The sequence below is a fragment of the Variovorax terrae genome (assembly GCF_022809125.1).
Taxonomy (GTDB): domain Bacteria; phylum Pseudomonadota; class Gammaproteobacteria; order Burkholderiales; family Burkholderiaceae_C; genus Variovorax_A; species Variovorax_A terrae.
The window spans coordinates 2,883,728-2,906,931 of record NZ_JALGBI010000001.1; the positions used below are offsets into that span (position 1 = coordinate 2,883,728).

Sequence of the window (23,204 nt, forward strand, 5' to 3'; positions counted from 1 at the left end):
AAGATATGATCGAAGCAGTTTTCACCTCCTCCCACGCCCACCCGCCCATGCCCTCGCCCCAGCCCCTTCCCGCCGCCAGCGTCGACCGGGCGCCGCCCGCGGCCGGCGCGTCGCCGACGCCGGCCTTCAGCCCGCTGTACCAGCAGATCAAGGGGCTGATCCTGCAAAGCCTGCAGGCCGGCGAATGGAAGCCCGGCGAAGCCATTCCAAGCGAGATGGAGCTGGCCGCGCGCTTTCGCGTGAGCCAGGGCACGGTGCGCAAGGCGATCGACGAGCTGGCGGCCGAGAACCTGGTGGTGCGCCGCCAGGGCAAGGGCACCTTCGTCGCCACCCATGCCGAGCAGCATGTGCAGTACCGCTTCCTGAAGCTGGTGCCCGACAGCGGCGACCTCGACAGCGAAGGCCCGGCGCAGCGCCACATCATCGAGTGCCGGCGCGTGCGCGCCAGCGCCGACGTGGCCCGCGCGCTCGCCATGCGGCCGGGCGACGCCGTGCTGCAGGTGCGCCGCGTGCTGTCGTTCGGCGGCACCCCCGCGATCCTGGAAGACCTCTGGCTGCCGGGCAACGCCTTCAAGGGGCTGACGGCCGAGCAGATGGCCGACTACCACGGCCCGACCTATGCGATGTTCGAGCTCGACTTCGGCGTGCGCATGGTCCGCGCCGAGGAGAAAATCCGCGCGGTGTCCGCAGACAGCGGGCAAAGCCTGCTATTGAAAACAGAGCAAGGCACGCCACTGCTGAGCGTGGAGCGCGTCGCCTACACCTACAACGACGTGCCCATGGAGCTGCGCCGCGGCCTCTACCGCACCGACACGCACCACTACCGCAACGAGCTCAGCTGAGCGGCCATGCGCGGCGCGCCGGGCTCGCGTGCCTTGACCTGTTTGCTCGGATAAGTAGCATCCGCCGCGCCGATCTGCTGCGTTGCAATAGAATTTTGGGTTGTTTGCATTTTTCGAATTACAAAGCGGTTACCTCCTTCCAAGAAAGCCCCCCATGACCGAGCTTGCCAAAAAGCGGCCTGAGTTCCGCAACATCAACGCCTTCAAGGATCTGACCACCTACCGCATGGCCCCGGCCGCCTGGGTGTCCATCCTGCACCGCGCCAGCGGGGCCGTCATGTTCCTGCTGATGCCCTTCATCATCTGGATGTTCGACACCTCCGTCTCCTCCGAAATCTCGTTCGCCAAGTTCAGAGCCGCCTTCAACAGCGGCCTTGGCTTTTTGCCGGGCTGGTTCCTGAAGCTGGTGGCGCTGGCGCTGATCTGGGCCTACCTGCACCATTTCATCGCCGGCCTGCGCCACCTGTGGATGGACGTGAGCCACGCCGCGGTGAGCAAGGAATTCGGCAAGTCCTCGGCCATCGTCACGCTGGTGCTGAGCCTGGGCCTGACCGTGGTGCTGGGCGCCAAGCTGTTCGGCCTGTACTAAAAATCGAAGGAGCAAGAAACATGTCCGTGAACTACGGCTCCAAGCGCACCGTCGTCGGTGCCCACTACGGCCTGCGCGACTGGCTGGCCCAGCGCGCCACCGGTGCCCTGATGGCGCTCTTCACCGTGATCGTGCTGGCCCAGGTGATCTTCACCAGCGGCCCGATCGGCTACGACAAGTGGGCCGGCATCTTCGCCGCCCAGTGGATGAAGGTGCTGACCTTCACGGTCATCCTGGCCCTGCTCTACCACGTGTGGGTCGGCATGCGCGACATCTGGATGGACTATGTCCAGCCCGTCGCCGTGCGCCTGGCCCTGCAAATCGTCACCATCGTCTGGCTCGTGGGTTGCGCGGGCTGGGCGATCCAAGTTCTGTGGCGTCTTTGATGCTGCGTCCGAATTCCTGAGGCAGTCAACATGAGCTACACCAACGCCAACATCACCACGCGCAAGTTCGACGTCGTCATCGTCGGGGCCGGCGGTTCCGGCATGCGCGCCGCGCTGGAACTCTCCCGCGCTGGCCTCAACGTGGCCTCGCTCTCCAAGGTGTTCCCCACCCGCTCGCACACCGTGGCCGCGCAGGGCGGCGTGAGCGCTTCGCTGGGCAACATGTCCGAGGACAACTGGCACTACCATTTCTACGACACCATCAAGGGCTCCGACTGGCTCGGCGACCAGGATGCGATCGAGTTCATGTGCCGCGAGGCGCCCAAGGTCGTGTACGAGCTGGAGCACTTCGGCATGCCGTTCGATCGCAACCCCGACGGCACGATCTACCAGCGCCCGTTCGGCGGCCACACCGCCAACTACGGCGAGAAGCCGGTGCAGCGCGCCTGCGCCGCGGCCGACCGCACCGGCCACGCCATGCTGCACACGCTGTACCAGCAGAACGTCAAGGCCAAGACCAACTTCTTCGTCGAGTGGATGGCGCTGGACCTGATCCGCGACGCCGACGGCGACGTGGTCGGCGTGACCGCGCTGGAGATGGAAACCGGCGACCTGTACGTGCTGCAGGCCAAGACCGTGCTGCTGGCCACCGGCGGCGCCGGGCGCATCTTCGCGGCCTCCACCAACGCCTTCATCAACACCGGCGACGGCCTGGGCATGGCCGCGCGCGCCGGCATCGCGCTGCAGGACATGGAGTTCTGGCAGTTCCACCCGACCGGCGTGGCCGGCGCCGGCGTGCTGCTGACCGAAGGCTGCCGCGGCGAAGGCGCCATCCTGCTCAACAGCAACGGCGAGCGCTTCATGGAGCGCTATGCGCCCACGCTGAAGGACCTGGCGCCGCGCGACTTCGTCTCGCGCTCGATGGACCAGGAGATCAAGGAAGGCCGCGGCTGCGGCCCGAACAAGGACTACGTGCTGCTCAAGCTCGACCACCTGGGCGCCGAAACCATCCACAAGCGCCTGCCCTCGGTGTACGAGATCGGCGTCAACTTCGCCAACGTCGACATCACCAAGGAGCCGATTCCCGTGGTGCCGACCATCCACTACCAGATGGGCGGCGTGCCGACCAACATCCATGGCCAGGTCGTCTCGCAGCAGGGCGGCAACAACAGCGCCGTGGTCAACGGCCTGTACGCGGTGGGCGAATGCTCCTGCGTGAGCGTGCACGGCGCCAACCGCCTGGGCACCAACTCGCTGCTCGACCTGCTGGTGTTCGGCAAGGCCGCCGGCCGCCACATCGTGGAGTTCAACGAGAAGAACCGCGAGCACAAGCCCCTGCCCAAGGACGCCGCCGAGCGCACGCTGGCCCGCCTGAACCAGCTCGAGCAGTCCAGCGAAGGCACCTATTCGCAGTCCCTGGCGGCCGACATCCGCGCCACCATGCAGCAGCATGCCGGCGTGTTCCGCACCCAGGCCAGCATGGACGAGGGCGTGCAGAAGATCGCCGCCATCCGCGAGCGCGTGGGCAGCGTCACGCTGCAGGACAAGTCCAAGGTGTTCAACACGGCCCGCATCGAGGCGCTGGAAGTGGACAACCTGATCGAGGTGGCCCAGGCCACCATGGTGTCGGCGGCCGCCCGCACCGAATGCCGCGGCGCCCACACGGTGTACGACTACGAGCACCCGGCCGACCACGCCGAGTTCCCGCTGGGCCGCAACGACAAGGAATGGCTCAAGCACACGCTGTGGTACAGCGAGGGCAACCGCCTGGACTACAAGCCGGTCAACCTCAAGCCCCTGACGGTGGACAGCGTCCCCCCGAAGGTCCGTACGTTCTGATTCAGACCAGTAGCCTCACGAGAGAAGAAACATGCAAAAACGCACATTCCAGATCTACCGCTACGATCCGGACAAGGACGCCAAGCCCTACATGCAGACCATCGAGATCGAACTCGACGGCCACGAGCGCATGCTGCTGGACGCGCTGGTCAAGCTCAAGGAACAGGACCCGTCGATCTCGTTCCGCCGCTCCTGCCGCGAAGGCGTGTGCGGCTCCGACGCGATGAACATCAACGGCAAGAACGGCCTGGCGTGCCTCACCAACATGAACACGCTCAAGGGCACCATCGTGCTCAAGCCGCTGCCCGGCCTGCCGGTGATCCGCGACCTGATCGTGGACATGACGCAGTTCTTCAACCAGTACAACTCGATCAAGCCCTACCTGATCACCGAGACCCCGGCGCCGGAGCGCGAGCGCCTGCAGTCGCCCGAGGAGCGCGAGGAGCTCAACGGCCTGTACGAGTGCATCCTGTGCGCGAGCTGCTCCACGAGCTGCCCGAGCTTCTGGTGGAACCCCGACAAGTTCGTCGGCCCGGCCGGCCTGCTGCAGGCCTACCGCTTCATCGCCGACAGCCGCGACGAAGGCACGGCCGAGCGCCTGGACAACCTCGAGGACCCGTACCGCCTGTTCCGCTGCCACACCATCATGAACTGCGTGGACGTGTGCCCCAAGGGATTGAACCCGACCAAGGCCATCGGCAAAATCAAGGAACTGATGGTCCGCCGGGCCGTTTGACCGGCCAGGGCAACGAACATGGCTGAAGAACGCCTGGGTGAACGGGAACTGAGCAAGCTCAAGTGGCGCTGCCGCCGCGGCCTGCTGGAAAACGACCTGTTCATCGAGAAGTTCTTCGCACGCCATGAGTCCGCCCTGACGGTCAGGCAGGCACAAGGCTTGAATGCTTTAATGGATTTGGCAGACAACGACCTGCTGGACCTGCTGCTTCGGCGCCAGGAACCGCAGGGCGACATGAATACACACGACGTACGTGAAGTGCTGGGGATGTTGCGGGCCTGACGCGCCAGGCGCCGAAGAAGCCGCAAGCCACCGGATGATGGGCAAATCACTCAAGGAAAGTAGAAATGAAACTTGCTGACAACAAAGCCACCCTGTCGTTCAGTAACGGCAGCCCCAGCGTCGAGCTGCCGGTCTACCAGGGCAGCATCGGTCCGGATGTGATCGACATCCGCAAGCTGTACGCCCAGACCGGCATGTTCACCTACGACCCGGGCTTCCTGTCCACGGCGTCCTGCCAGTCGGCCATCACCTACATCGACGGCGACAAGGGCGAGCTGCTGTACCGCGGCTACCCGATCGAGCAGCTCGCGGTGAACTGCGACTTCCTCGAAACCTGCCACCTGCTGCTGTACGGCGAGCTGCCCAACGCGACGCAGAAGGCCGACTTCACCAAGCTCGTGACCAACCACACCATGGTCAACGAGCAGATGCAGTTCTTCCTGCGCGGCTTCCGCCGCGATGCGCACCCGATGGCCGTGATGACGGGCCTGGTGGGCGGCCTGTCGGCCTTCTACCATGACAGCACCGACATCAACAATCCCGAGCACCGCGAGATCGCCGCGATCCGCCTGATCGCCAAGATGCCCACGCTCGTGGCCATGGCCTACAAGTACAGCATCGGCCAGCCCTTCATGTACCCGAAGAACTCGCTGTCCTACGCCGGCAACTTCACGCACATGATGTTCGGCACGCCCTGCGAGGAATACAAGGTCAGCCCGGTGATCGAGAAGGCCCTCGACCGCATCTTCATCCTGCACGCCGACCACGAGCAGAACGCCTCCACCTCCACCGTGCGCCTGTGCGGCTCCTCCGGCACCAACCCGTTCGCCGCCATCGCGGCCGGCGTGGCCTGCCTGTGGGGCCCGGCCCACGGCGGCGCCAACGAGGCGGCGCTCAACATGCTGGAAGACATCCAGCGCAACGGCGGCATCGAGAAGATCGGCGAGTTCATCAAGCAGGTCAAGGACAAGAACTCCAACGTCAAGCTGATGGGCTTCGGCCACCGCGTGTACAAGAACTACGATCCGCGCGCCAAGCTGATGCAGCAGACCTGCAACGAGGTGCTCGACGAGCTGGGCCTGGGCAACGACCCGCTGTTCAAGCTGGCCAAGACGCTTGAGAAGATCGCCCTGGAAGACGACTACTTCGTGCAGCGCAAGCTCTACCCGAACGTGGACTTCTACTCCGGCATCGTGCAGCGCGCCATCGGCATCCCGGTGAGCCTGTTCACCGCGATCTTCGCGCTGGCCCGCACCGTCGGCTGGATCGCCCAGCTCAACGAGATGATCGGCGACCCCGAGTACAAGATCGGCCGCCCGCGCCAGCTCTTCACCGGCTCGGTCAAGCGCGACGTCAAGCCCCTCGCAGAACGCTGATCCGTCCCGACGGCACCGCAAGACGCCCGCCTGGCAGCCCTGCCGGCGGGCTTTTTTCATCAAGGCCCGCCCCATGAAACTGATCCAGAGCGCCGATGAACTGCGGCAGACCGCCGCCGACGGCCCGCCGCCGCAGGCCTGCCGCTGCAGCCTCGGCCCCTGCCCCGGCTGGGAGAGCGTGACCGACGAGCGCTGGCCCGCCGCGCAGATGGCCCGGCTCGCCACGCTGCGCGACCCCGCCCTCGACGAGCCCAGCTTCGAAGAGCACCATCCCGGCGGCACCCGCTACGACTCGCCCGCCGCCCCGGTGGCCGTCTCGTTCTTCCCCTACAACCGCTGCGACCTGTGGCGCTGCGGCCAGTGCCACCGCCACCTGCTGCGCTACACCGAGTTCGGCGGCTACTACGTCGATCACCGGGTGCGCGCGCTCGACCCGGCCTTGATCGCCGATTGATCGCACTGCTCCTTTTTTCATAGCATCAAACGACTGCTGCACCTGGACCTTGGCCCTAAAAGGCTCTCAAAAAGCCCGTTGGCGCACGGCTGGAGCGTGTTTCCCCCTTCGGCAAGCCCATCATCTCGGTTTGCGATGACAAGAAGGCTTTATAAGGGCGAAAATACCGATGCATCGTGAAACGCGATGCCCAGGGCCTGAAGCCCTGGATTCCCGCCCCACCATGAAAAGCTCCGAACGCAACTTCGCCCGCCGGATCGACCTCACCTCGCTGCAACTGTTCGTGGCGGTGTGCGAGCTCGGCAGCATCGGCCGTGCGGCCGAGCGCGAGTTCATCGCGGCCTCGGCCGTGAGCAAGCGCCTGAGTGATCTCGAAGCCGCGCTCGACACCCCGCTGCTGTACCGCCACACCCGCGGCGTGGACCTCACGCCGGCCGGCGAGAGCCTGCTGCACCATGCGCGCTCGGTGCTGTTCAGCCTGGAGAAGATGCAGGGCGAGCTCAGCGAATACGCCGACGGCGTGCGCGGCCATGTGCGCGTGCACGCCAGCATCTCGGCCATCGTGCAGTTCCTGCCCGAGGACCTGGGCGCCTTCATCCGCGAGCACGCCCAGGTCAAGATCGACCTGGAGGAGCACCTTTCCACCGAGGTGGTTCGCGCCGTGCAGGAGGGCGCGGCCGACCTCGGCATCTGCAACACGGCAGTCGGCATCGGCGAGCTGCAGGCCCTGCCCTACCGCGAAGACCGGCTGGTGCTGATCGTGCCGCGCGGCCACGCGCTGGCCGCCGAAGCCGCCGTCCCTTTTGCCGCCAGCCTGGAGTTCGACCAGGTCGGCCTGCACGCCAACAGCTCGATCTACCTGGCCATGCGCGCCGCTGCCGCCGAAGCAGGCCGCACCATCCGGCTGCGCATCCACGTCACCGGCCTGGACGCCATGTGCCGCATGATCCACAACGGCCTGGGCGTCGGCGTCATGCCGCAGCGCGCCTTCGAGCTCATGCATGGCGTGGGCGACCTCGAATCCGTGGCGCTCACCGACGCCTGGGCGCTGCGCCAGCTCCAGCTGGTGGCGCGCGACTTCTCCACCCTGCCCGTGACCGCCCGCCTGCTGGTCGATCACCTCGCAGCCAACAGTTCCTCCCCACCCACCTAAAATCACAGAGCCACGAAGGACCACCATGGGACGCACCCTCTACGACAAGATCTGGGACGAACACGTCGTCCACACCGAGGAAGACGGCACCGCCATCCTCTACATCGACCGCCACCTGGTGCACGAAGTCACCAGCCCGCAGGCCTACGAAGGCCTGCGCCAGGCCGGCCGCAAGGTCTGGCGCATCAGCTCGGTGGTCGCCACGGCCGACCACAACACGCCCACCACCGGCTGGGAGCGCGGCTACGACGGCATCACCGACCCGATCAGCAAGGAACAGGTCACCACGCTGGACAGCAACATCGCCGAGTTCGGCGCGGCGGCATTCTTCCCGTTCCTGTCCAAGCGCCAGGGCATCGTGCACGTGATCGGCCCGGAACAGGGCGCCACCCTGCCCGGCATGACCGTGGTCTGCGGCGACTCGCACACCTCCACCCACGGCGCCTTCGGCGCGCTGGCGCACGGCATCGGCACCAGCGAGGTCGAGCATGTGCTGGCCACGCAGACGCTGCTGGCCAAGAAGGCCAAGAACATGCTGGTCAGGGTTGACGGCGCGCTCGCCAGGGGCGTCACCGCCAAGGACGTGGTGCTGGCCATCATCGGCAAGATCGGCACCGCCGGCGGCACCGGCTACACCATCGAGTTCGCGGGCTCGGCGATCCGCTCGCTCTCGATGGAAGGCCGCATGACGGTCTGCAACATGGCCATCGAGGCCGGCGCGCGCGCCGGCCTGGTGGCGGTGGACGAGAAGACCATCGAGTACGTCAAGGGCCGCCCATTGGCGCCCACCGGCGTCGAATGGGACCTGGCCGCCGCCTACTGGAAGACCCTGCAGTCCGATGCCGACGCCACGTTCGACACCGTGGTGCAGCTCGACGCCGCGCAGATCATCCCGCAGGTCACCTGGGGCACCTCGCCCGAGATGGTGCTCGGCGTGGACGGCCACGTGCCCGACCCCGACAAGGAAAAGGACGCCAGCAAGCGCGGCGCGATCGAGCGCGCGCTCACCTACATGGGCCTGCAGCCCGGCAAGGCGCTGGAAGACATCACCATCGACAAGGTGTTCATCGGCTCCTGCACCAACAGCCGCATCGAGGACATGCGCGAGGCCGCGGCCATGGTGCGCAAGCTCGGCCAGAAGGTGTCGAGGAACGTCAAGCTCGCGATGGTCGTGCCCGGCTCGGGCGTGGTCAAGGAACAGGCCGAGCGCGAAGGCCTGCACGAGATCTTCAAGGCCGCCGGCTTCGAGTGGCGCGAGCCCGGCTGCTCGATGTGCCTGGCCATGAACGCCGACCGCCTCGAGCCCGGCGAGCGCTGCGCCTCCACCAGCAACCGCAACTTCGAGGGCCGCCAGGGCGCCGGCGGGCGCACCCACCTCGTGAGTCCGGCCATGGCTGCCGCTGCGGCAGTGCACGGCCACTTTGTAGACATTCGAAAATTCGCCTGAGAACGCCATGCAGAAATTCACCGTGCACAAGGGCCTCGTCGCCCCCATGGACCGCGAGAACGTCGACACCGACGCCATCATCCCCAAGCAGTTCCTCAAGTCGATCCGCAAGACCGGCTTCGGCCAGAACCTGTTCGACGAATGGCGCTACCTGGACCACGGCGAGCCCGGCCAGGACCCGGCCAGCCGCAAGCCCAACCCCGACTTCGTGCTGAACCAGCCGCGCTACCAGGGCGCCTCGGTGCTGCTGGCGCGCAAGAACTTCGGCTGCGGCTCCAGCCGCGAACACGCGCCCTGGGCGCTGGACCAGTACGGCTTTCGCGCCCTGATCGCGCCCAGCTACGCCGACATCTTCTTCAACAACTGCTTCAAGAACGGCCTGCTGCCCATCGTGCTGCCCGAGGCCACGGTGTCGCAGCTGTTCGACGAGGCAGCCGCGTTTCCCGGCTATGCGCTCACCATCGACCTCGAACGCCAGGTGGTGGTCAAGCCCCAGGGCGAGGAGATTCCGTTCGAGGTGCAGGCCTTCCGCAAGTACTGCCTGCTCAACGGCTTCGACGACATCGGCCTGACGCTGCGCCAGAGCGACAAGATCCGGGCCTTCGAGGCCGAGCGCCTGGTGCAGAAGCCCTGGCTGGCCCACACGCTGGCCGGCTGAGCCATTTTTCAGATCAAAACGCCTCCAGGTCCAGGTGGCGCGGTCATTTCTAGCTATCAAAAAAAGAGCAACCATGAAAATCGCAGTTCTTCCCGGTGACGGCATCGGCACCGAAATCGTGGCCGAGGCCGTCAAGGTCCTCAAGGCGCTGGGCCTCTCCTTCGAGATGGAAAGCGCATTGGTCGGCGGCGCCGCCTACGAGGCCCACGGCCATCCGCTGCCCGAGTTCACCCTCAAGCTGGCCCAGGCCGCCGACGCCGTGCTGTTCGGCGCCGTCGGCGACTGGAAATACGACAAGCTCGACCGCCCGCTGCGCCCCGAGCAGGCCATCCTGGGCCTGCGCAAGCACCTGGGCCTGTTCGCCAACTTCCGCCCCGCGATCTGCTACGAGCAGCTGGTGGGCGCCTCCAGCCTCAAGCCCGAACTCGTGGCCGGGCTGGACATCCTGATCATCCGCGAGCTGACCGGCGACATCTACTTCGGCCAGCCGCGCGGCCGCCGCACGGCGGTGGACGGCCACTTCCCCGGCGCCGAGGAAGCCTTCGACACCATGCGCTACTCGCGCCCCGAGATCGAGCGCATCGCGCGCGTCGCCTTCGAGGCGGCCCGCAAGCGCAGCAAGAAGGTCACCAGCGTGGACAAGGCCAACGTGCTCGAAACCTTCCAGTTCTGGAAGGACGTGGTCACCGAGGTCGGCAAGGAGTACCCCGACGTCGCGCTCGACCACATGTACGTGGACAACGCCGCCATGCAGCTCGTGAAGGCGCCCAAGAAGTTCGACGTGGTGGTCACCGGCAACATGTTCGGCGACATCCTCTCGGACGAGGCCTCCATGCTCACCGGCTCCATCGGCATGCTGCCCTCGGCCAGCCTGAACGACAAGAAGCAGGGCCTGTACGAGCCCAGCCATGGCAGCGCGCCCGACATCGCCGGCAAGGGCGTGGCCAACCCGCTGGCCACCATCCTCAGCGCCGCGATGATGCTGCGCTTCAGCCTGAACCAGGAAGAAGCCGCCGCCCGCATCGAGACCGCCGTGCAGAAGGTGCTGGCCCAAGGCCTGCGCACCCCCGACATTTACAGCGAAGGCACCACCCAGGTGGGCACAGCGCAGATGGGGGATGCGGTGGTGAAGGCGCTGGGGTGATGCCGGCGGCGCTGCAAAGCGCCGCCTCGGCAGGAAAAAAGCAGTCCGCGGGGCTGCTTTTTTCATGGGGCGTTTCATGCCAGGGTGACTGCGGACGGCCGGCACGCTCGGTCCGCGGGACGCCTTGCTGGCGGCCTTCTTCCGCGCAAACCCCGGCAAACCCGCATCCGCTACAATATCCGCCTATGTTTGCCGCCCGCCCGTTCGCCCCGAACACCGCCGCTGCCCCTTTGGCAGGCGTGGCCGCGCGCGCAACCATCACCAAAACCACGACCATTAAGGGCTGATCCAGCCTGGTTCGTCGTGCGCCCCTCCTGGCCAGACGAGCCAGGCGAGCAGTCCGGTCGGATACTGTTTTCACATCGAAAGGGCGTTGAAATGAGCAAGTTGGTAGGGTTGGTCGGCTGGCGCGGCATGGTCGGCTCGGTGTTGATGGACCGCATGCAGGCGGAAGGCGACTTCGGCCTGATCGAGCCGGTGTTCTTCTCCACCTCCAATGCTGGCGGCAAGGCCCCGGCGCAGGCCAGGAACGAAACCACGCTCAAGGACGCCTACGACGTCGACGCGCTCAGGAAGTGCGACATCGTCATCACGGCCCAGGGCGGCGACTACACCACCGAAGTCTTCCCCAAGCTGCGCGCCGCCGGCTGGAACGGCCACTGGATCGACGCGGCCTCCACGCTGCGCATGAAGGACGACGCCGTCATCGTGCTCGACCCGGTCAACCTGCCCGTGATCCAGAAGGCGCTGAAGGACGGCGGCCGCAACTGGATCGGCGGCAACTGCACCGTGAGCTGCATGCTCATGGGCGTGGGCGCGCTCTACAAGGCCGGCCTGGTCGAGTGGATGAGCACCCAGACCTACCAAGCTGCCAGCGGCGGCGGCGCCCAGCACATGCGCGAGCTGCTCACGCAGTACGGCACGCTGAACGCCGAGGTCCGGTCCCTGCTGGACGACCCCAAGAGCGCCATTCTCGAAATCGACCGCAAGGTGATCGCCAAGCAGCGCGCCCTCTCTGCCGCCGAAACCGCCAACTTCGGCGTGCCGCTGGGCGGCAGCCTGATCCCCTGGATCGACAAGGACCTGGGCAACGGCATGTCCAAGGAAGAATGGAAGGGCATGGCCGAGACCAACAAGATCCTCGGCTTTGGCGAAGGCTTCGGCAAGAACTCGCCGCAGGCGGTGCCGGTGGACGGCTTCTGCGTGCGCGTGGGCGCCATGCGCTGCCACAGCCAGGCCCTCACCTTCAAGCTGAAGAAGGACGTGCCGGTGGCCGACATCGAGGCCATGATCGCGGCCGACAACGCCTGGGTGCAGGTCGTGCCCAACACCAAGGAAGCCACGCTCAAGGACCTGACGCCCGTGGCCGTGACCGGCACCATGACGATCCCGGTGGGCCGCATCCGCAAGCTGGCCATGGGCCCCGAGTACGTCGGCGCCTTCACCATCGGCGACCAGTTGCTCTGGGGTGCCGCCGAACCGCTGCGCCGCATGCTGCGCATCCTGCTCGACGCCTGAGCCACGCCGGATGCATTCGATAACGGCCTGTAACCCAGGGTTACAGGCCGTTGTCGTCAGGCAACAGAGAAGAACGCGCAAACACCCGCCTCGGCAAGGCCCGGGAAGTTAAGAGCTTCCTTAGCTTGTCAGGCTAAGACATTGATGTTATGTTCGTTTTTCAAAATTCAGCGTCGAGGCGCTTGTCCGCATGATGAGAAAAAATTTGCCCGCCGCCCGCGCATTGGAGGCTCATAAATTGATGGGGAAAACACCACGTTGGCAGGCATCCGCTCTGGCGGTCGCGGCAACGGTTGTGCTGGGCCTCCACGGTTCTGACGCCAACGCGCTGGCATTGGGCCGCATCACGATCCAGTCCATGCTGGGTGAGCCCCTGCGCGCCGAGATCGACATCCCCGAGATCAACGCGGACGAAGCCGGCAGCCTCAAGGCCACGGTGGCCCCGCCCAGCGCCTACCGCGCTGCCGGGCTGGAGTACAACTCATCGGTCGCCAATCTCCAGATCTCGCTGCAGCGCCGCGCCGACGGCACCATGTACCTGAGCCTGAGCAGCCCGCGCGCCGTCAACGACCCCTTCATCGATCTGGTCCTCGAGGCCAACTGGGCTTCCGGCCGCATCGTGCGCGACTACACGATGCTGTTCGACCCGCCCAGCATGCGGCAGCCCGCCAGCCCCACCGCGCCGATGGTGTCGGCCGCCCCGGCGCCTGCGCCCCTGCCGGCGCCTGCCGTGGCTGTGCGGCCTGCGGCACCGGTTACCGCGCCCGCCAGCCCGGCCCCGGCGCGCCAGGCAGTTCCGGCGCGCCCCGCTCCCGTGGCGGCCAAGCCGGCCTCCGCGGCCGGCGGCCAGCAGGTGACCGTGCATGCCGGCGACACGGCCGGCAGGATCGCAGCGGCCAACAAGCCCGCCAGCGTGTCGCTGGACCAGATGCTGGTGGCCCTGCTGCGCGCCAACCCCGAAGCCTTCATCGGCGGCAACGTGAACCGGCTGAAATCCGGCGCCGTGCTGGACATTCCCAGCGCCGAACAGGCCTCGGCCATCGGCGCCGGCGAAGCCACGCAGACCGTGGTGGCACAGAGCAAGGATTTCAACGAATTCCGCCGCAAGCTGGCCGAAGGCGCGCCCGCCACCCAGCTCGCGGCCGCCGACCGGCAGGCCGCCGGCAAGCTGCAGGCCCGGGTCGAGGACAAGAAGCCATCGACCGCGACACCCGACAAGCTGACCCTGTCCAAGGGCGCCGTGCAGGCCAAGGCCTCGGAAGACAAGATCGCCAAGGACCGCCAGGCCAAGGAAGCCTCCGACCGCGTGGCCGAGCTATCCAAGAACATCACCGAACTGAACAAGCTCGGCACCGCTTCCACCGGCAGCAGCGCGGCACCGGCCAGCCCCGCCAGCGCGGCGCCGGGCAGTGTCACGGTGCCGGCCGGTGCGCTGGCGTCGGCCGCTGTCGCCAGCGCAGCCAAGCCGGCAGCCGCCGCCTCCGCGGCGGCAACCGCTCCTGTTGCGGCCACGGCGACCGTCGCGGCTGCCTCGGCCGCCACCGCTGCGGCCGCGCCTTCGATGGCCGCTTCAGCCGCAGCCGACCCGTTGGCAGCGGCTTCCTCCCCTGCCTCGGCTGCCGCCGTGGCGGAGCCGGTGGCTGCGGCCAGTGCCGCGCCGGCCTCGGCGCCCAAGCCTGCCGTCGTCGCCAAGCCGGCCGCCGCCCCGCTGCCGGAGCCCAGCTTCGTCGACGACCTGATCGAGAACCCGGTCATCCCGGCCGCCGCCGTCGGCCTGCTCGCGCTGCTGGGCGGCTTCGGCTTCTATCGCCTGCGCCAGCGCAAGAAGGCCACCCAGGTCGACAGCTCGTTCCTCGAAAGCCGGCTGCAGCCCGACTCCTTCTTCGGCGCCAGCGGCGGCCAGCACATCGACACCAACGACGCCGGTGCCGCCACGGGCTCGTCCATGGTCTATTCCCCCAGCCAGCTCGACGCGGCGGGTGATGTGGACCCGGTGGCCGAGGCCGACGTCTACCTGGCCTACGGCCGCGACCTGCAGGCCGAGGAAATCCTCAAGGAGGCCATGCGCACCAACCCGTCGCGCGTGGCCATCCACGGCAAGTTGCTCGAAATCTATGCCAAGCGGCGCGATGCCAAGGCCTTCGAGCTGGTCGCCACCGAAGCCTACGGCCTGACCCGGGGCGAAGGCCCGGAGTGGGAGCGCATCTGCGAACTCGGGCACGAGCTCGATGCCGCCAACCCGATGTACCGGCCCGGCGGCCAGCCCAGCGGCGCCATCGGACTGGCGACCGTCGGTACGGCCGCAGCCGGCTTCGCCGTGAGCACCATCCCCCAGCTGGCCCACCCGGAAACCGCGCCAGCGCCCGCCTCTGCCGACCTGGACCTCGACCTGGACTTCTCGCTCGGCGACGAGCCGGTGACCACCCCTCCAGTGGCCAGCCTGTCCGCCAGCGCCTCCGGGGCCGCCCCGGAACCCACGATCGCGTTCCGGACTCCACCGCCGATGCCCGACCTGGACATGGACTTCGACCTGCCGCTGCCCGCCGTGGAGACTCCGTCCCATGCCGACAACGGCCTGAGCTTCACGCCCGAGCCCGAACCCATCATCATCGCCTCTGCGCCTGCCATGGCCCCCGCGGCAGACCCCGGCATGCTCGAATTCGATCTCGATTCCCTGTCGCTGGATCTCGGCCCCACCACGGAGTCCCCGGACACGGAGTCCCCGAATACGGCCGGTGCGGCGCTCGACTCCACCGACGACCCGCTGGCCACCAAGCTCGCGCTGGCGCAGGAATTCCACGCCATCGGCGATGCCGACGGCGCGCGCAGCCTGGTGCAGGAAGTCGTTGCCGAGGCCTCTGGCAGCCTGAAGGCCAAGGCGCAGCGCTTCCTGTCCGAGCTCGGCTGAGCCCCGGCCCGCACGCCGGCCGCCTCATTTCCTCTGGTTCTGCAGTGAGGTTGGCGCTCGGCATCAGCTACAACGGGCAGGCTTATGACGGCTGGCAGAGCCAGCCGTCGGGCCGCACGGTGCAGGATCACCTGGAAAGCGCGCTGGCGCAGTTCACCACCGCTCCCGTCTCGACGCTGTGCGCCGGCCGCACCGATGCCGGCGTGCACGGCCTGATGCAGGTCGTCCATTTCGATACGCCGCTGCGGCGCGAGCCCTTTTCCTGGATTCGCGGCACCAACCGCTTCCTGCCACCCGACATCGCCGTGCAGTGGGCGCACGAGGTTCCCGAGGCCTTCCATGCACGCGCCAGCGCCACCGCGCGCCGCTACGCCTATGTGCTGCGGGAGTCGCCGGTGCGGCCCAGCGTGGATGCCGGGCGCGTCGGCTGGGTGTTCCGCCCGCTGGACGAAAACGCCATGCGCGAAGCGGCGGCCCATCTGATCGGCGAGCACGATTTCACCTCGTTCCGGGCCTCCGAGTGCCAGGCCCGCACGCCGGTCAAGACCCTGCACCGGCTCGACCTGCACCGGCGCGGCGCCTACTGGCGCTTCGAATTCGAGGCCAATGCCTTCCTGCACCACATGATCCGCAACATCATGGGCTGCCTGGTGGCCATCGGCCAGGGACAGCAGGCCCCCGGCTGGATGGCGCAGGTGCTGGCCGCGCGCCGCCGCGACGCCGCGGCGCCCACGTTTTCGCCGGACGGCCTGTACTTCCTCGGGCCGGTGTATGACGCCCACTGGGGCCTGCCCGAGCGCACGGCTGCGTATGATTGGATTCCATGACCCTCACCCCCAGGCTTCGCTTCGCTGCGCCTCCCCCGACCGGGGGCAACACCTGCGGCCCGGCAGAGCCGGTCCCGCGGTGTTCCTGGCCCATGCAACGTGAAATGAAATGAATTCGGCTTCCCGCACCCGCATCAAGATCTGCGGCCTGACGCGCGAGCAGGACGTGGACGCGGCCGTGGCCGCCGGCGCCGACGCCGTGGGTTTCGTGCTCTACGAGAAAAGCCCGCGCCACGTGACGCCCAAGCGCGCCGGCGAACTGGCGCGCCGCCTGCCGCCGTTCGTGACGCCGGTGCTGCTGTTCGTCAATGAGGATGCAGCCAGAATCGCCGCTGCCAGCGCCCACATCCCCGGGGCCTTGCTGCAGTTCCATGGCGAAGAAACGCCCGAGGACTGCGAGACCGCCGCCCGGGCCGCGCAGCGCCGCTACCTGCGCGCCGCACGCATTCCGCTGGGCGACGGGGCCGCGCCGTTCGACTTGGTAAAATTCGCTTCGGACTATTCAAGTGCCCAGGCCATCCTGCTCGACGCCCACGTCGAGGGTTACGGCGGCGGCGGAAAAGCATTCAATTGGTCACGTCTTCCACCAAGCGTCAACTGTCATCTCGTTTTGTCTGGTGGACTCACGCCTGCAAACGTGACCGATGGCATCCTGCAAGTGCGGCCGCGTTGCACCACGCTGGCCGTTGATGTGAGCTCCGGCGTCGAGGTGTCCAGCGGAGGGACGACCCTCAAGGGCATCAAGGACGCGGAAAAGATCCATCGGTTCGTCGCGGCCGTGCGGGCCGCCGACCCCCAACTTGCAGAGAACCATCATGTACGAGTACCACCAGCCTGACCCCCGGGGCCATTTCGGCATCTACGGCGGCAGCTTCGTCAGCGAGACGCTGACCCACGCCATCAACGAGCTGCGCGAGGCCTACGCCCGCTACCAGCACGACCCGGAATTCCTCGCCGAATTCCACCATGAGCTCAAGCACTTCGTCGGCCGCCCCTCGCCGATCTACCACGCCGCGCGCATGAGCCGCGAAATGGGCGGCGCGCAGATCTACCTCAAGCGCGAGGACCTCAACCACACCGGCGCGCACAAGGTCAACAATACCATCGGCCAGGCCATGCTGGCCCGGCGCATGGGCAAGCCGCGCGTGATCGCCGAGACCGGCGCCGGCCAGCACGGCGTGGCCACGGCCACCATCTGCGCGCGCTATGGCCTCGAATGCGTGGTCTACATGGGCAGCGAGGACATCAAGCGCCAGAGCCCCAACGTCTACCGCATGAAGCTGCTGGGCGCGACGGTGGTGCCGGTGGAGTCCGGCAGCCGCACGCTCAAGGATGCGCTCAACGAGGCCATGCGCGACTGGGTGGCCAACGTGGACAACACCTTCTACATCATCGGCACCGTGGCCGGCCCGCACCCCTACCCGATGATGGTGCGCGACTTCCAGAGCGTGATCGGCGAGGAATGCCTGACGCAGATGCCCGAGATGACGGGCGGCCGCCAGCCCGACGCCGTGATCGCCTGCGTGGGCGGCGGCAGCAACGCCATGGGCATCTTCCATCCCTACATCCCGCACGAGAGCACACGCCTGATCGGCGTGGAGGCGGCCGGCGAGGGGCTGGACAGCGGAAAACACTCGGCCTCGCTGCAGCGCGGCAGCCCGGGCGTACTGCACGGCAACCGCACCTACATCCTGCAGGACGACAACGGCCAGATCACCGAGACGCACAGCATCAGCGCCGGCCTGGACTACCCCGGCGTCGGCCCCGAGCACGCCTTCCTGCAGGACATCGGCCGCGCCGAGTACGTGGGCATCACCGACACCGAGGCGCTGGAGGCCTTCCACTACCTGTGCCGCACCGAGGGCATCATCCCTGCGCTCGAATCGAGCCACGCCGTGGCCTACGCCATGAAGCTGTCCAGGACCATGACGCCCGAGCAGACGCTGCTGGTCAACCTGTCCGGCCGCGGCGACAAGGACATCGGCACCGTGGCCGACCTGTCGGGCGTGGACTTCTACGACCGGCCCTCGAGGCGCGGCCTGCAAGTGAAGGGAGCGCAGGCATGAGCCGGATCCAATCCACCCTCTCCGCCCTCCAGGCGCGCAACCGCAAGGCCCTGATTCCCTACGTCACGGCCGGCTTCCCGTTCGCCGACATCACGCCGGAGCTGATGCACGGCATGGTCGAGGCCGGTGCCGACATCATCGAGCTCGGCGTGCCCTTCTCCGATCCGATGGCCGACGGCCCGGTGATCCAGAAGGCCGGCGACAGGGCGCTGGCTCTGGGCATCGGCACCGCGCAGGTGCTGGCCATGGTGCGCGAATTCCGCCAGCGCAACAGCACCACGCCCGTGGTGCTGATGGGCTACGCCAATCCGGTGGAGCGCTACGACCTGGTCCATGGCAGCAACGCCTTCATCCGCGACGCGGCTGCCGCCGGCGTGGACGGTGTGCTGGTCGTCGACTACCCGCCCGAGGAATGCGAGGACTTCGCCGCCCAGCTCAAAAGCCACGGCCTCGACCTGATCTTCCTGCTGGCCCCCACCAGCACCGACGAGCGCATGCAGCAGGTGGCGCGCGTGGCCAGCGGCTACGTCTACTACGTTTCGCTCAAGGGCGTGACCGGCGCCGGCACGCTCGATACCGGCGCGGTGGAAGCCATGCTGCCGCGCATCCGCCGCCACGTGAGCGTGCCGGTGGGCGTGGGCTTCGGCATCCGCGACGCGGCCACGGCCCGGGCCATCGGCCGGGTGGCCGATGCGGTGGTGATCGGCAGCAAGATCATCCAGCTGATCGAGAACCAGCCGCGCGGCCAGGTGGTGGCCGCGGCCGCCGCCTTCCTGCGGGAAATCCGCGCCGCGCTCGACGCATAATGTGACCCATCCCGTGGCGGGCCCGGCCCGCCATGGCCCCGATTCCAAGGAGCACCCCATGTCCTGGCTAGAAAAACTGCTTCCCCCGAAGATCCAGCAAACCGACCCGACCGAGCGCCGCAGCATTCCCGAAGGCCTGTGGGTCAAATGCCCGAGCTGCGACACCGTGCTGTACAAGACCGACCTGGAGCAGAACCAGAACGTCTGCCCGACCTGCAGCCACCACCACCGCATCGGCGCGCGTGCGCGCCTGAACGCGTTCCTCGACGCCGAGGGCCGCTACGAGATCGGCCAGGAAGTGCTGCCGGTCGACGCGCTCAAGTTCAAGGACAGCCGCAAGTACCCCGAACGCCTCAAGGAAGCGCTGGAGAACACCGGCGAGACCGACGCGCTCGTGGTGATGGGCGGCGCGGTGCACAGCATCAGCCTGGTGGCCGCCTGCTTCGAGTTCGACTTCATGGGCGGCAGCATGGGCTCGGTCGTCGGTGAGCGCTTCGTGCGCGGCGTGGAAGCCGCCATCGAGCAGAAGGTGCCCTTCGTCTGCTTCACCGCCACCGGCGGCGCGCGCATGCAGGAAGGCCTGCTGTCGCTGATGCAGATGGCCAAGACCAACGCCGCGCTCACGCGCCTGGCCAAGAAGGGCCTGCCCTACATCAGCGTGCTGACCGACCCGACCATGGGCGGCGTGAGCGCCGGCTTCGCGTTCGTGGGCGACGTGGTGATTGCCGAGCCCAAGGCGTTGATCGGCTTCGCCGGCCCGCGCGTGATTGAGTCGACAGTGCGCGTGACCCTGCCCGAAGGCTTCCAGCGTGCGGAGTTCCTGCAAACCAAGGGCGCCATCGATTTCATCTGCGATCGCCGTGAGTTGCGCAAGACGGTGGCCAGCACGCTCGCCATGCTGCAGCGCCAGCCCGCCGACGCGGTGGACTGACCGTCGTCACTATAAAATCAATAGCAAACAATGACCACCCGATGCGGACATCGGGGTCATTTGACTGAAAATTCAGCGCCCCGGGGCCAAAAACCGCGCTAGCGCAGCAGCGCCGACTGCAGCGAGCCGAGCACGATGGCCGCCACCTGCAGCAGCACCAGCAGAGCCAGCGGCGACAGGTCCACCCCGCCCACCAGCGGGATGATGCGGCGGATCGGCCGCAGCGGCGGCTCGCACAGGCGATCGATCACCCCCGTCAGCGGCGAAGACGTCTGCACCCACGACAGCACGGCATACACGATCAGCAGCCCGGTCAGCCCTGAAATGGCCAGCCGCACGAGGCCGAAGGCTGCCAGCACCGGCAGCATCGTCCAGCCGGCGCCAGCACCGGTCAGCAGCCACAGCAGGACGAACTGCGCGAGCTGCACCAGAAAGGCCGCCAGCAGGCTCGCCGTGTCCCAGCGCCCGGCCGCCGGCACGATGCGGCGCAGCGGCAGCACCAGCCAGTTGGTCAGCGCGAACACCAGGCGACCCAGCGGGTTGCCGAAAGGCACGCGCTGGTGCTGCATGTACAGCCGCAGCAGGCAGGCGCCGCCCAGCAGGCCGGCCGCCACGTCGAGCAGAAAGGAAATGATTTGGTAGAGCATGGGTGCGGGTCAAGCGTGTCGTGGGATGATAGCGGGCAGACGCCTTTTTTCATGCGCCCGAACCCCCTTACCCTTTCTTCCCTCCCCCTCTTTCCGCTGGGGACCGTGCTTTTTCCGGGCGGGCTGCTGCCGCTGCGGATCTTCGAGGTGCGCTACCTCGACATGATCGGCAAATGCCACAAGGCCGGGGCGCCGTTCGGCGTGGTCACGCTCAAAAAGGGGGCCGAAGTGCGCCTGCCGGGCGCGGGCGCCGAGTCCTTCAGCGCCGTCGGCACGCTCGCCACCATCACGGCCCTGGAAACACCCCAGCCCGGCCTGATGATGATCCGCTGCAGCGGCGCGCAGCGCTTTCGCATCGCCGCCAGCGAGCAGTTGCGGCATGGCCTGTGGGTGGCGGAGGTCGAGCGCATCGAGGACGACCGCCACGTGCCCATCCCGGCCGACCTGCAGGGTGCCGCCGACGCCCTGCGCAAGCTCATCGAGTCGCTGCAGGCCCGCCAGCAGCCCGAAGACCAGATGCCGCTGGCCGGCCCCTACCGGCTCGACGACAGCGGCTGGGTGGCCAACCGCTGGTGCGAGCTGCTGCCGCTGCCGGCCGAGCTCAAGCAGCGGCTGATGGAGCTGGAGAACCCGCTGGTGCGGCTCGAGCTGGTCAATGATGTGCTGGGGCGCACCGGTATCGCGGGCGCCGGCTGAACCCGGGCGCTATCAAAAGCAGAGCAACCTTCGACCACCCGGCCTGGACCTCCGGGCTGTTTGACTGAAAAATCAGCGCGCCACGTACTCGGGGACCTGGGCACGCAGCCAGGCGCGCAGCTCGGTGCCCGAGGGCGCAGGGCCGGCTTCGGCGATCCAGTGCACGAGGGCCGCCATCTCGACCGCCTGCTGGCCGTTCGTCTTCGCGACCCGCAGCTTGGGATGAGGCGTCGGCTCGGTGGTCTCGTCGTTGGCCAGCAACTCCTCGAACAGCTTCTCGCCGGGCCGCAGGCCGCTGTAGGTGATCGGCACATCCTGCTCGGTCTTGCCGCTCAGCCGGATCAGCATGCGCGCCAGCTCCACGATCTTCACGGGCTCGCCCATGTCCAGCACGAAGATCTGGCCCGACTGCCCCATCAGCCCGGCTTGCAGCACCAGTTGCGCGGCTTCGGGAATGGTCATGAAGTAGCGCACGATGTCGGGGTGCGTGACCGTCACCGGCCCGCCGCGCGCGATCTGGTTTGTGAACAGCGGCACCACCGAACCGCTGGACCCCAGCACATTGCCGAAGCGCACCGAGACATACTGCGTTGCCGCGAATTCGCGCGCCACGCCCTGTACCACCAGCTCGGCAAGCCGCTTGCTCGCGCCCATGACGTTGGTCGGATTGACGGCCTTGTCTGTGGACACCTGCACGAAGCGGCTGGCACCGCACTCCCCCGCCATGCGCGCCACGTTCATCGTGCCCAGCACATTGGTGCGCAGCGCCTCGATCTCGTTGAGGTCCTCCATCAGCGGCACGTGCTTGTACGCGGCGGCATGGAACACCACGGCCGGCCGGTGCCGCTGGGCGATCGCCCCCAGCCGCGCCGCTTCGCGCACGTTGGCGGTGTAGTAGAGGCCCTGCATCTGCGGATGCGCCGCGCGCAGCTCCTGCTCCAGCTGGTAGATCGCGAATTCCGACACATCGACGCAAACCAGCCGCCCCACACCGAAGCGGGCGATCTGGCGGCACAGTTCCGAGCCGATGGAACCGCCGGCGCCGGTCACCAGCACTGTCTGGCCCGAGAACAGATCCGCCAGGCCGGCCACGTCGAGCTGCACCGGCAGGCGGCCCAGGAGGTCCTCCAGCTCGACCTTGCGGGGCTCGGTGGAGCCCTGTGCATGCAGCCATTCGTCGGGGCGTGGCAAGGTCAGCAACGAAACGCCGAGGTCGCTTGCGCGCATCAGGGCCTCGCGCCGCGCGGCGGATCCGGGCGCCGCCGCCACCACGGCCGTGGTGGCCATGGTCTTGCGCATCGCATCGCCCAGATCCTGCAGACGGGACAGGACCGGCAGCCCCTGGAGCGACCGGCCCGTCTCCAGCGGATCGGGCGACACGATGCCGACCAGCGCCCATTGGCGGGAGGCCCGCAAGGTCCCCAAGGTCGCGGCGACATCCGCGATGGAGCCGATGACGACCAGAGGCTTGCCATCGGCGGCCGCCTGGTTGCCGCGGTCATTCCAGGTCCGCCAGCCCGCGCGCGCCGCGCCCAGCAGCAGCGCCACCAGCAGCGGGTGCAGCAGCAGCACCGAGCGCGGAAACGAGGGGTAGCGCATCATCAGGATCGCCGCCGCCGTGAAGAGCGCGGCCGAGGAGATCGCGAATGCCAGCCGGTTCAGATCGGTCACGCTGGTGTAGCGCCAGATCTGGCGATGAACGCGAAAGGCCGCGAGGCCGACGCCATAGGCGCCGACCGGCCAGTAGATCGTGGCCAGCAGCAGGTCGAGGAATTCCTCCGGGATATCCAGGTTGAACCGGAACCAGAACGCCAGCAGCCAGGCCCATGCCACGAGCAGCAGGTCCAGGGCGGGCAAAATTAACGGTCGGGAACGCATCGAAAGTCTTGTTCTGAGGAA

At 67.5% G+C, this 23,204-nt stretch carries 22 protein-coding genes; 20 read left to right on the top strand and 2 right to left on the bottom strand.

Going from position 1 to position 23,204, the window contains the following annotated elements; all coding sequences use genetic code 11:
- Positions 1-47 precede the first annotated feature (47 nt).
- The 19 genes from MMF98_RS13610 (at position 48) to accD (ending at position 19,962) form a co-directional block, all read left to right on the top strand.
- On the top strand, positions 48-842 hold the full coding sequence (locus tag MMF98_RS13610; RefSeq protein ID WP_243307395.1) for a GntR family transcriptional regulator: 795 nt from the start codon (positions 48-50) through the stop codon (positions 840-842).
- Positions 843-996: 154 nt separating this feature from the next.
- A complete protein-coding gene (gene sdhC, locus MMF98_RS13615) occupies positions 997-1,431 on the top strand; it encodes a succinate dehydrogenase, cytochrome b556 subunit (RefSeq protein WP_243306832.1) in 435 nt (144 codons plus the stop codon).
- Positions 1,432-1,451: 20 nt separating this feature from the next.
- Positions 1,452-1,817: a succinate dehydrogenase, hydrophobic membrane anchor protein gene (gene sdhD / locus MMF98_RS13620; RefSeq protein WP_243306833.1), complete on the top strand. Its 366-nt coding sequence runs from the start codon at positions 1,452-1,454 to the stop codon at positions 1,815-1,817.
- A 30-nt stretch (positions 1,818-1,847) separates the two neighbouring features.
- Positions 1,848-3,656 carry a succinate dehydrogenase flavoprotein subunit gene (gene sdhA / locus MMF98_RS13625; RefSeq protein ID WP_243306836.1) on the top strand — a complete coding sequence of 603 codons (1,809 nt, stop codon included), beginning with the start codon at positions 1,848-1,850 and terminating at the stop codon, positions 3,654-3,656.
- A 31-nt stretch (positions 3,657-3,687) separates the two neighbouring features.
- A complete protein-coding gene (locus tag MMF98_RS13630; protein WP_243306837.1) occupies positions 3,688-4,392 on the top strand; it encodes a succinate dehydrogenase iron-sulfur subunit in 705 nt (234 codons plus the stop codon).
- Positions 4,393-4,410: 18 nt separating this feature from the next.
- Complete coding sequence (locus MMF98_RS13635; RefSeq protein WP_243306838.1) at positions 4,411-4,674, top strand: FAD assembly factor SdhE; 264 nt, start codon at positions 4,411-4,413, stop codon at positions 4,672-4,674.
- A gap of 65 nt (positions 4,675-4,739) precedes the next feature.
- Positions 4,740-6,050, top strand: coding sequence for a citrate synthase (locus MMF98_RS13640; RefSeq protein ID WP_243306839.1), 1,311 nt, complete (start codon positions 4,740-4,742; stop codon positions 6,048-6,050).
- A 73-nt stretch (positions 6,051-6,123) separates the two neighbouring features.
- Positions 6,124-6,504: a hypothetical protein gene (locus MMF98_RS13645; RefSeq protein ID WP_243306840.1), complete on the top strand. Its 381-nt coding sequence runs from the start codon at positions 6,124-6,126 to the stop codon at positions 6,502-6,504.
- A gap of 223 nt (positions 6,505-6,727) precedes the next feature.
- On the top strand, positions 6,728-7,657 hold the full coding sequence (locus MMF98_RS13650; protein WP_243306842.1) for a LysR substrate-binding domain-containing protein: 930 nt from the start codon (positions 6,728-6,730) through the stop codon (positions 7,655-7,657).
- A 25-nt stretch (positions 7,658-7,682) separates the two neighbouring features.
- Positions 7,683-9,104: a 3-isopropylmalate dehydratase large subunit gene (gene leuC, locus MMF98_RS13655; protein WP_243306843.1), complete on the top strand. Its 1,422-nt coding sequence runs from the start codon at positions 7,683-7,685 to the stop codon at positions 9,102-9,104.
- A gap of 7 nt (positions 9,105-9,111) precedes the next feature.
- Positions 9,112-9,762: a 3-isopropylmalate dehydratase small subunit gene (leuD, locus tag MMF98_RS13660; protein WP_243306844.1), complete on the top strand. Its 651-nt coding sequence runs from the start codon at positions 9,112-9,114 to the stop codon at positions 9,760-9,762.
- A gap of 73 nt (positions 9,763-9,835) precedes the next feature.
- The gene (gene leuB / locus MMF98_RS13665) at positions 9,836-10,906 is read left to right on the top strand and encodes a 3-isopropylmalate dehydrogenase (protein WP_243306845.1); all 1,071 of its coding nucleotides are present in this window, start codon (positions 9,836-9,838) and stop codon (positions 10,904-10,906) included.
- Between the two features lie 378 nt (positions 10,907-11,284).
- A complete protein-coding gene (gene asd, locus MMF98_RS13670; RefSeq protein ID WP_243306846.1) occupies positions 11,285-12,424 on the top strand; it encodes an aspartate-semialdehyde dehydrogenase in 1,140 nt (379 codons plus the stop codon).
- 241 nt (positions 12,425-12,665) lie between these two features.
- Entirely contained in the window at positions 12,666-15,332 is a 2,667-nt protein-coding gene (locus MMF98_RS13675; RefSeq protein ID WP_243306847.1) for a FimV/HubP family polar landmark protein, read from the top strand.
- Positions 15,333-15,376: 44 nt separating this feature from the next.
- Positions 15,377-16,159, top strand: coding sequence for a tRNA pseudouridine(38-40) synthase TruA (truA, locus tag MMF98_RS13680; protein WP_243306848.1), 783 nt, complete (start codon positions 15,377-15,379; stop codon positions 16,157-16,159).
- A gap of 109 nt (positions 16,160-16,268) precedes the next feature.
- A complete protein-coding gene (locus MMF98_RS13685; protein ID WP_243306849.1) occupies positions 16,269-16,997 on the top strand; it encodes a phosphoribosylanthranilate isomerase in 729 nt (242 codons plus the stop codon).
- On the top strand, positions 16,975-18,225 hold the full coding sequence (trpB, locus tag MMF98_RS13690) for a tryptophan synthase subunit beta (protein WP_243307396.1): 1,251 nt from the start codon (positions 16,975-16,977) through the stop codon (positions 18,223-18,225). The genes MMF98_RS13685 and trpB overlap by 23 nt, the downstream gene beginning before the upstream one ends.
- Positions 18,222-19,031 carry a tryptophan synthase subunit alpha gene (gene trpA / locus MMF98_RS13695; protein WP_243306850.1) on the top strand — a complete coding sequence of 270 codons (810 nt, stop codon included), beginning with the start codon at positions 18,222-18,224 and terminating at the stop codon, positions 19,029-19,031. Before trpB ends, trpA begins: the two co-directional genes overlap by 4 nt.
- A 58-nt stretch (positions 19,032-19,089) precedes the next feature.
- Positions 19,090-19,962 carry an acetyl-CoA carboxylase, carboxyltransferase subunit beta gene (gene accD / locus MMF98_RS13700; protein WP_243306851.1) on the top strand — a complete coding sequence of 291 codons (873 nt, stop codon included), beginning with the start codon at positions 19,090-19,092 and terminating at the stop codon, positions 19,960-19,962.
- A gap of 98 nt (positions 19,963-20,060) precedes the next feature.
- Here the strand turns inward: accD and MMF98_RS13705 are convergent, their stop codons facing one another.
- Entirely contained in the window at positions 20,061-20,609 is a 549-nt protein-coding gene (locus MMF98_RS13705) for a YggT family protein (RefSeq protein WP_243306852.1), read from the bottom strand.
- 51 nt (positions 20,610-20,660) lie between these two features.
- Between MMF98_RS13705 and MMF98_RS13710 the strand changes: the two genes are divergently transcribed.
- Positions 20,661-21,305 (top strand): LON peptidase substrate-binding domain-containing protein, encoded by a 645-nt coding sequence (locus MMF98_RS13710; protein ID WP_243306853.1) that lies wholly within the window; start codon positions 20,661-20,663, stop codon positions 21,303-21,305.
- Between the two features lie 72 nt (positions 21,306-21,377).
- Here MMF98_RS13710 and MMF98_RS13715 read toward each other — a convergent pair whose 3' ends face one another.
- The gene (locus MMF98_RS13715; RefSeq protein WP_243306855.1) at positions 21,378-23,183 is read right to left on the bottom strand and encodes a polysaccharide biosynthesis protein; all 1,806 of its coding nucleotides are present in this window, start codon (positions 23,181-23,183) and stop codon (positions 21,378-21,380) included.
- Positions 23,184-23,204 lie beyond the last annotated feature (21 nt).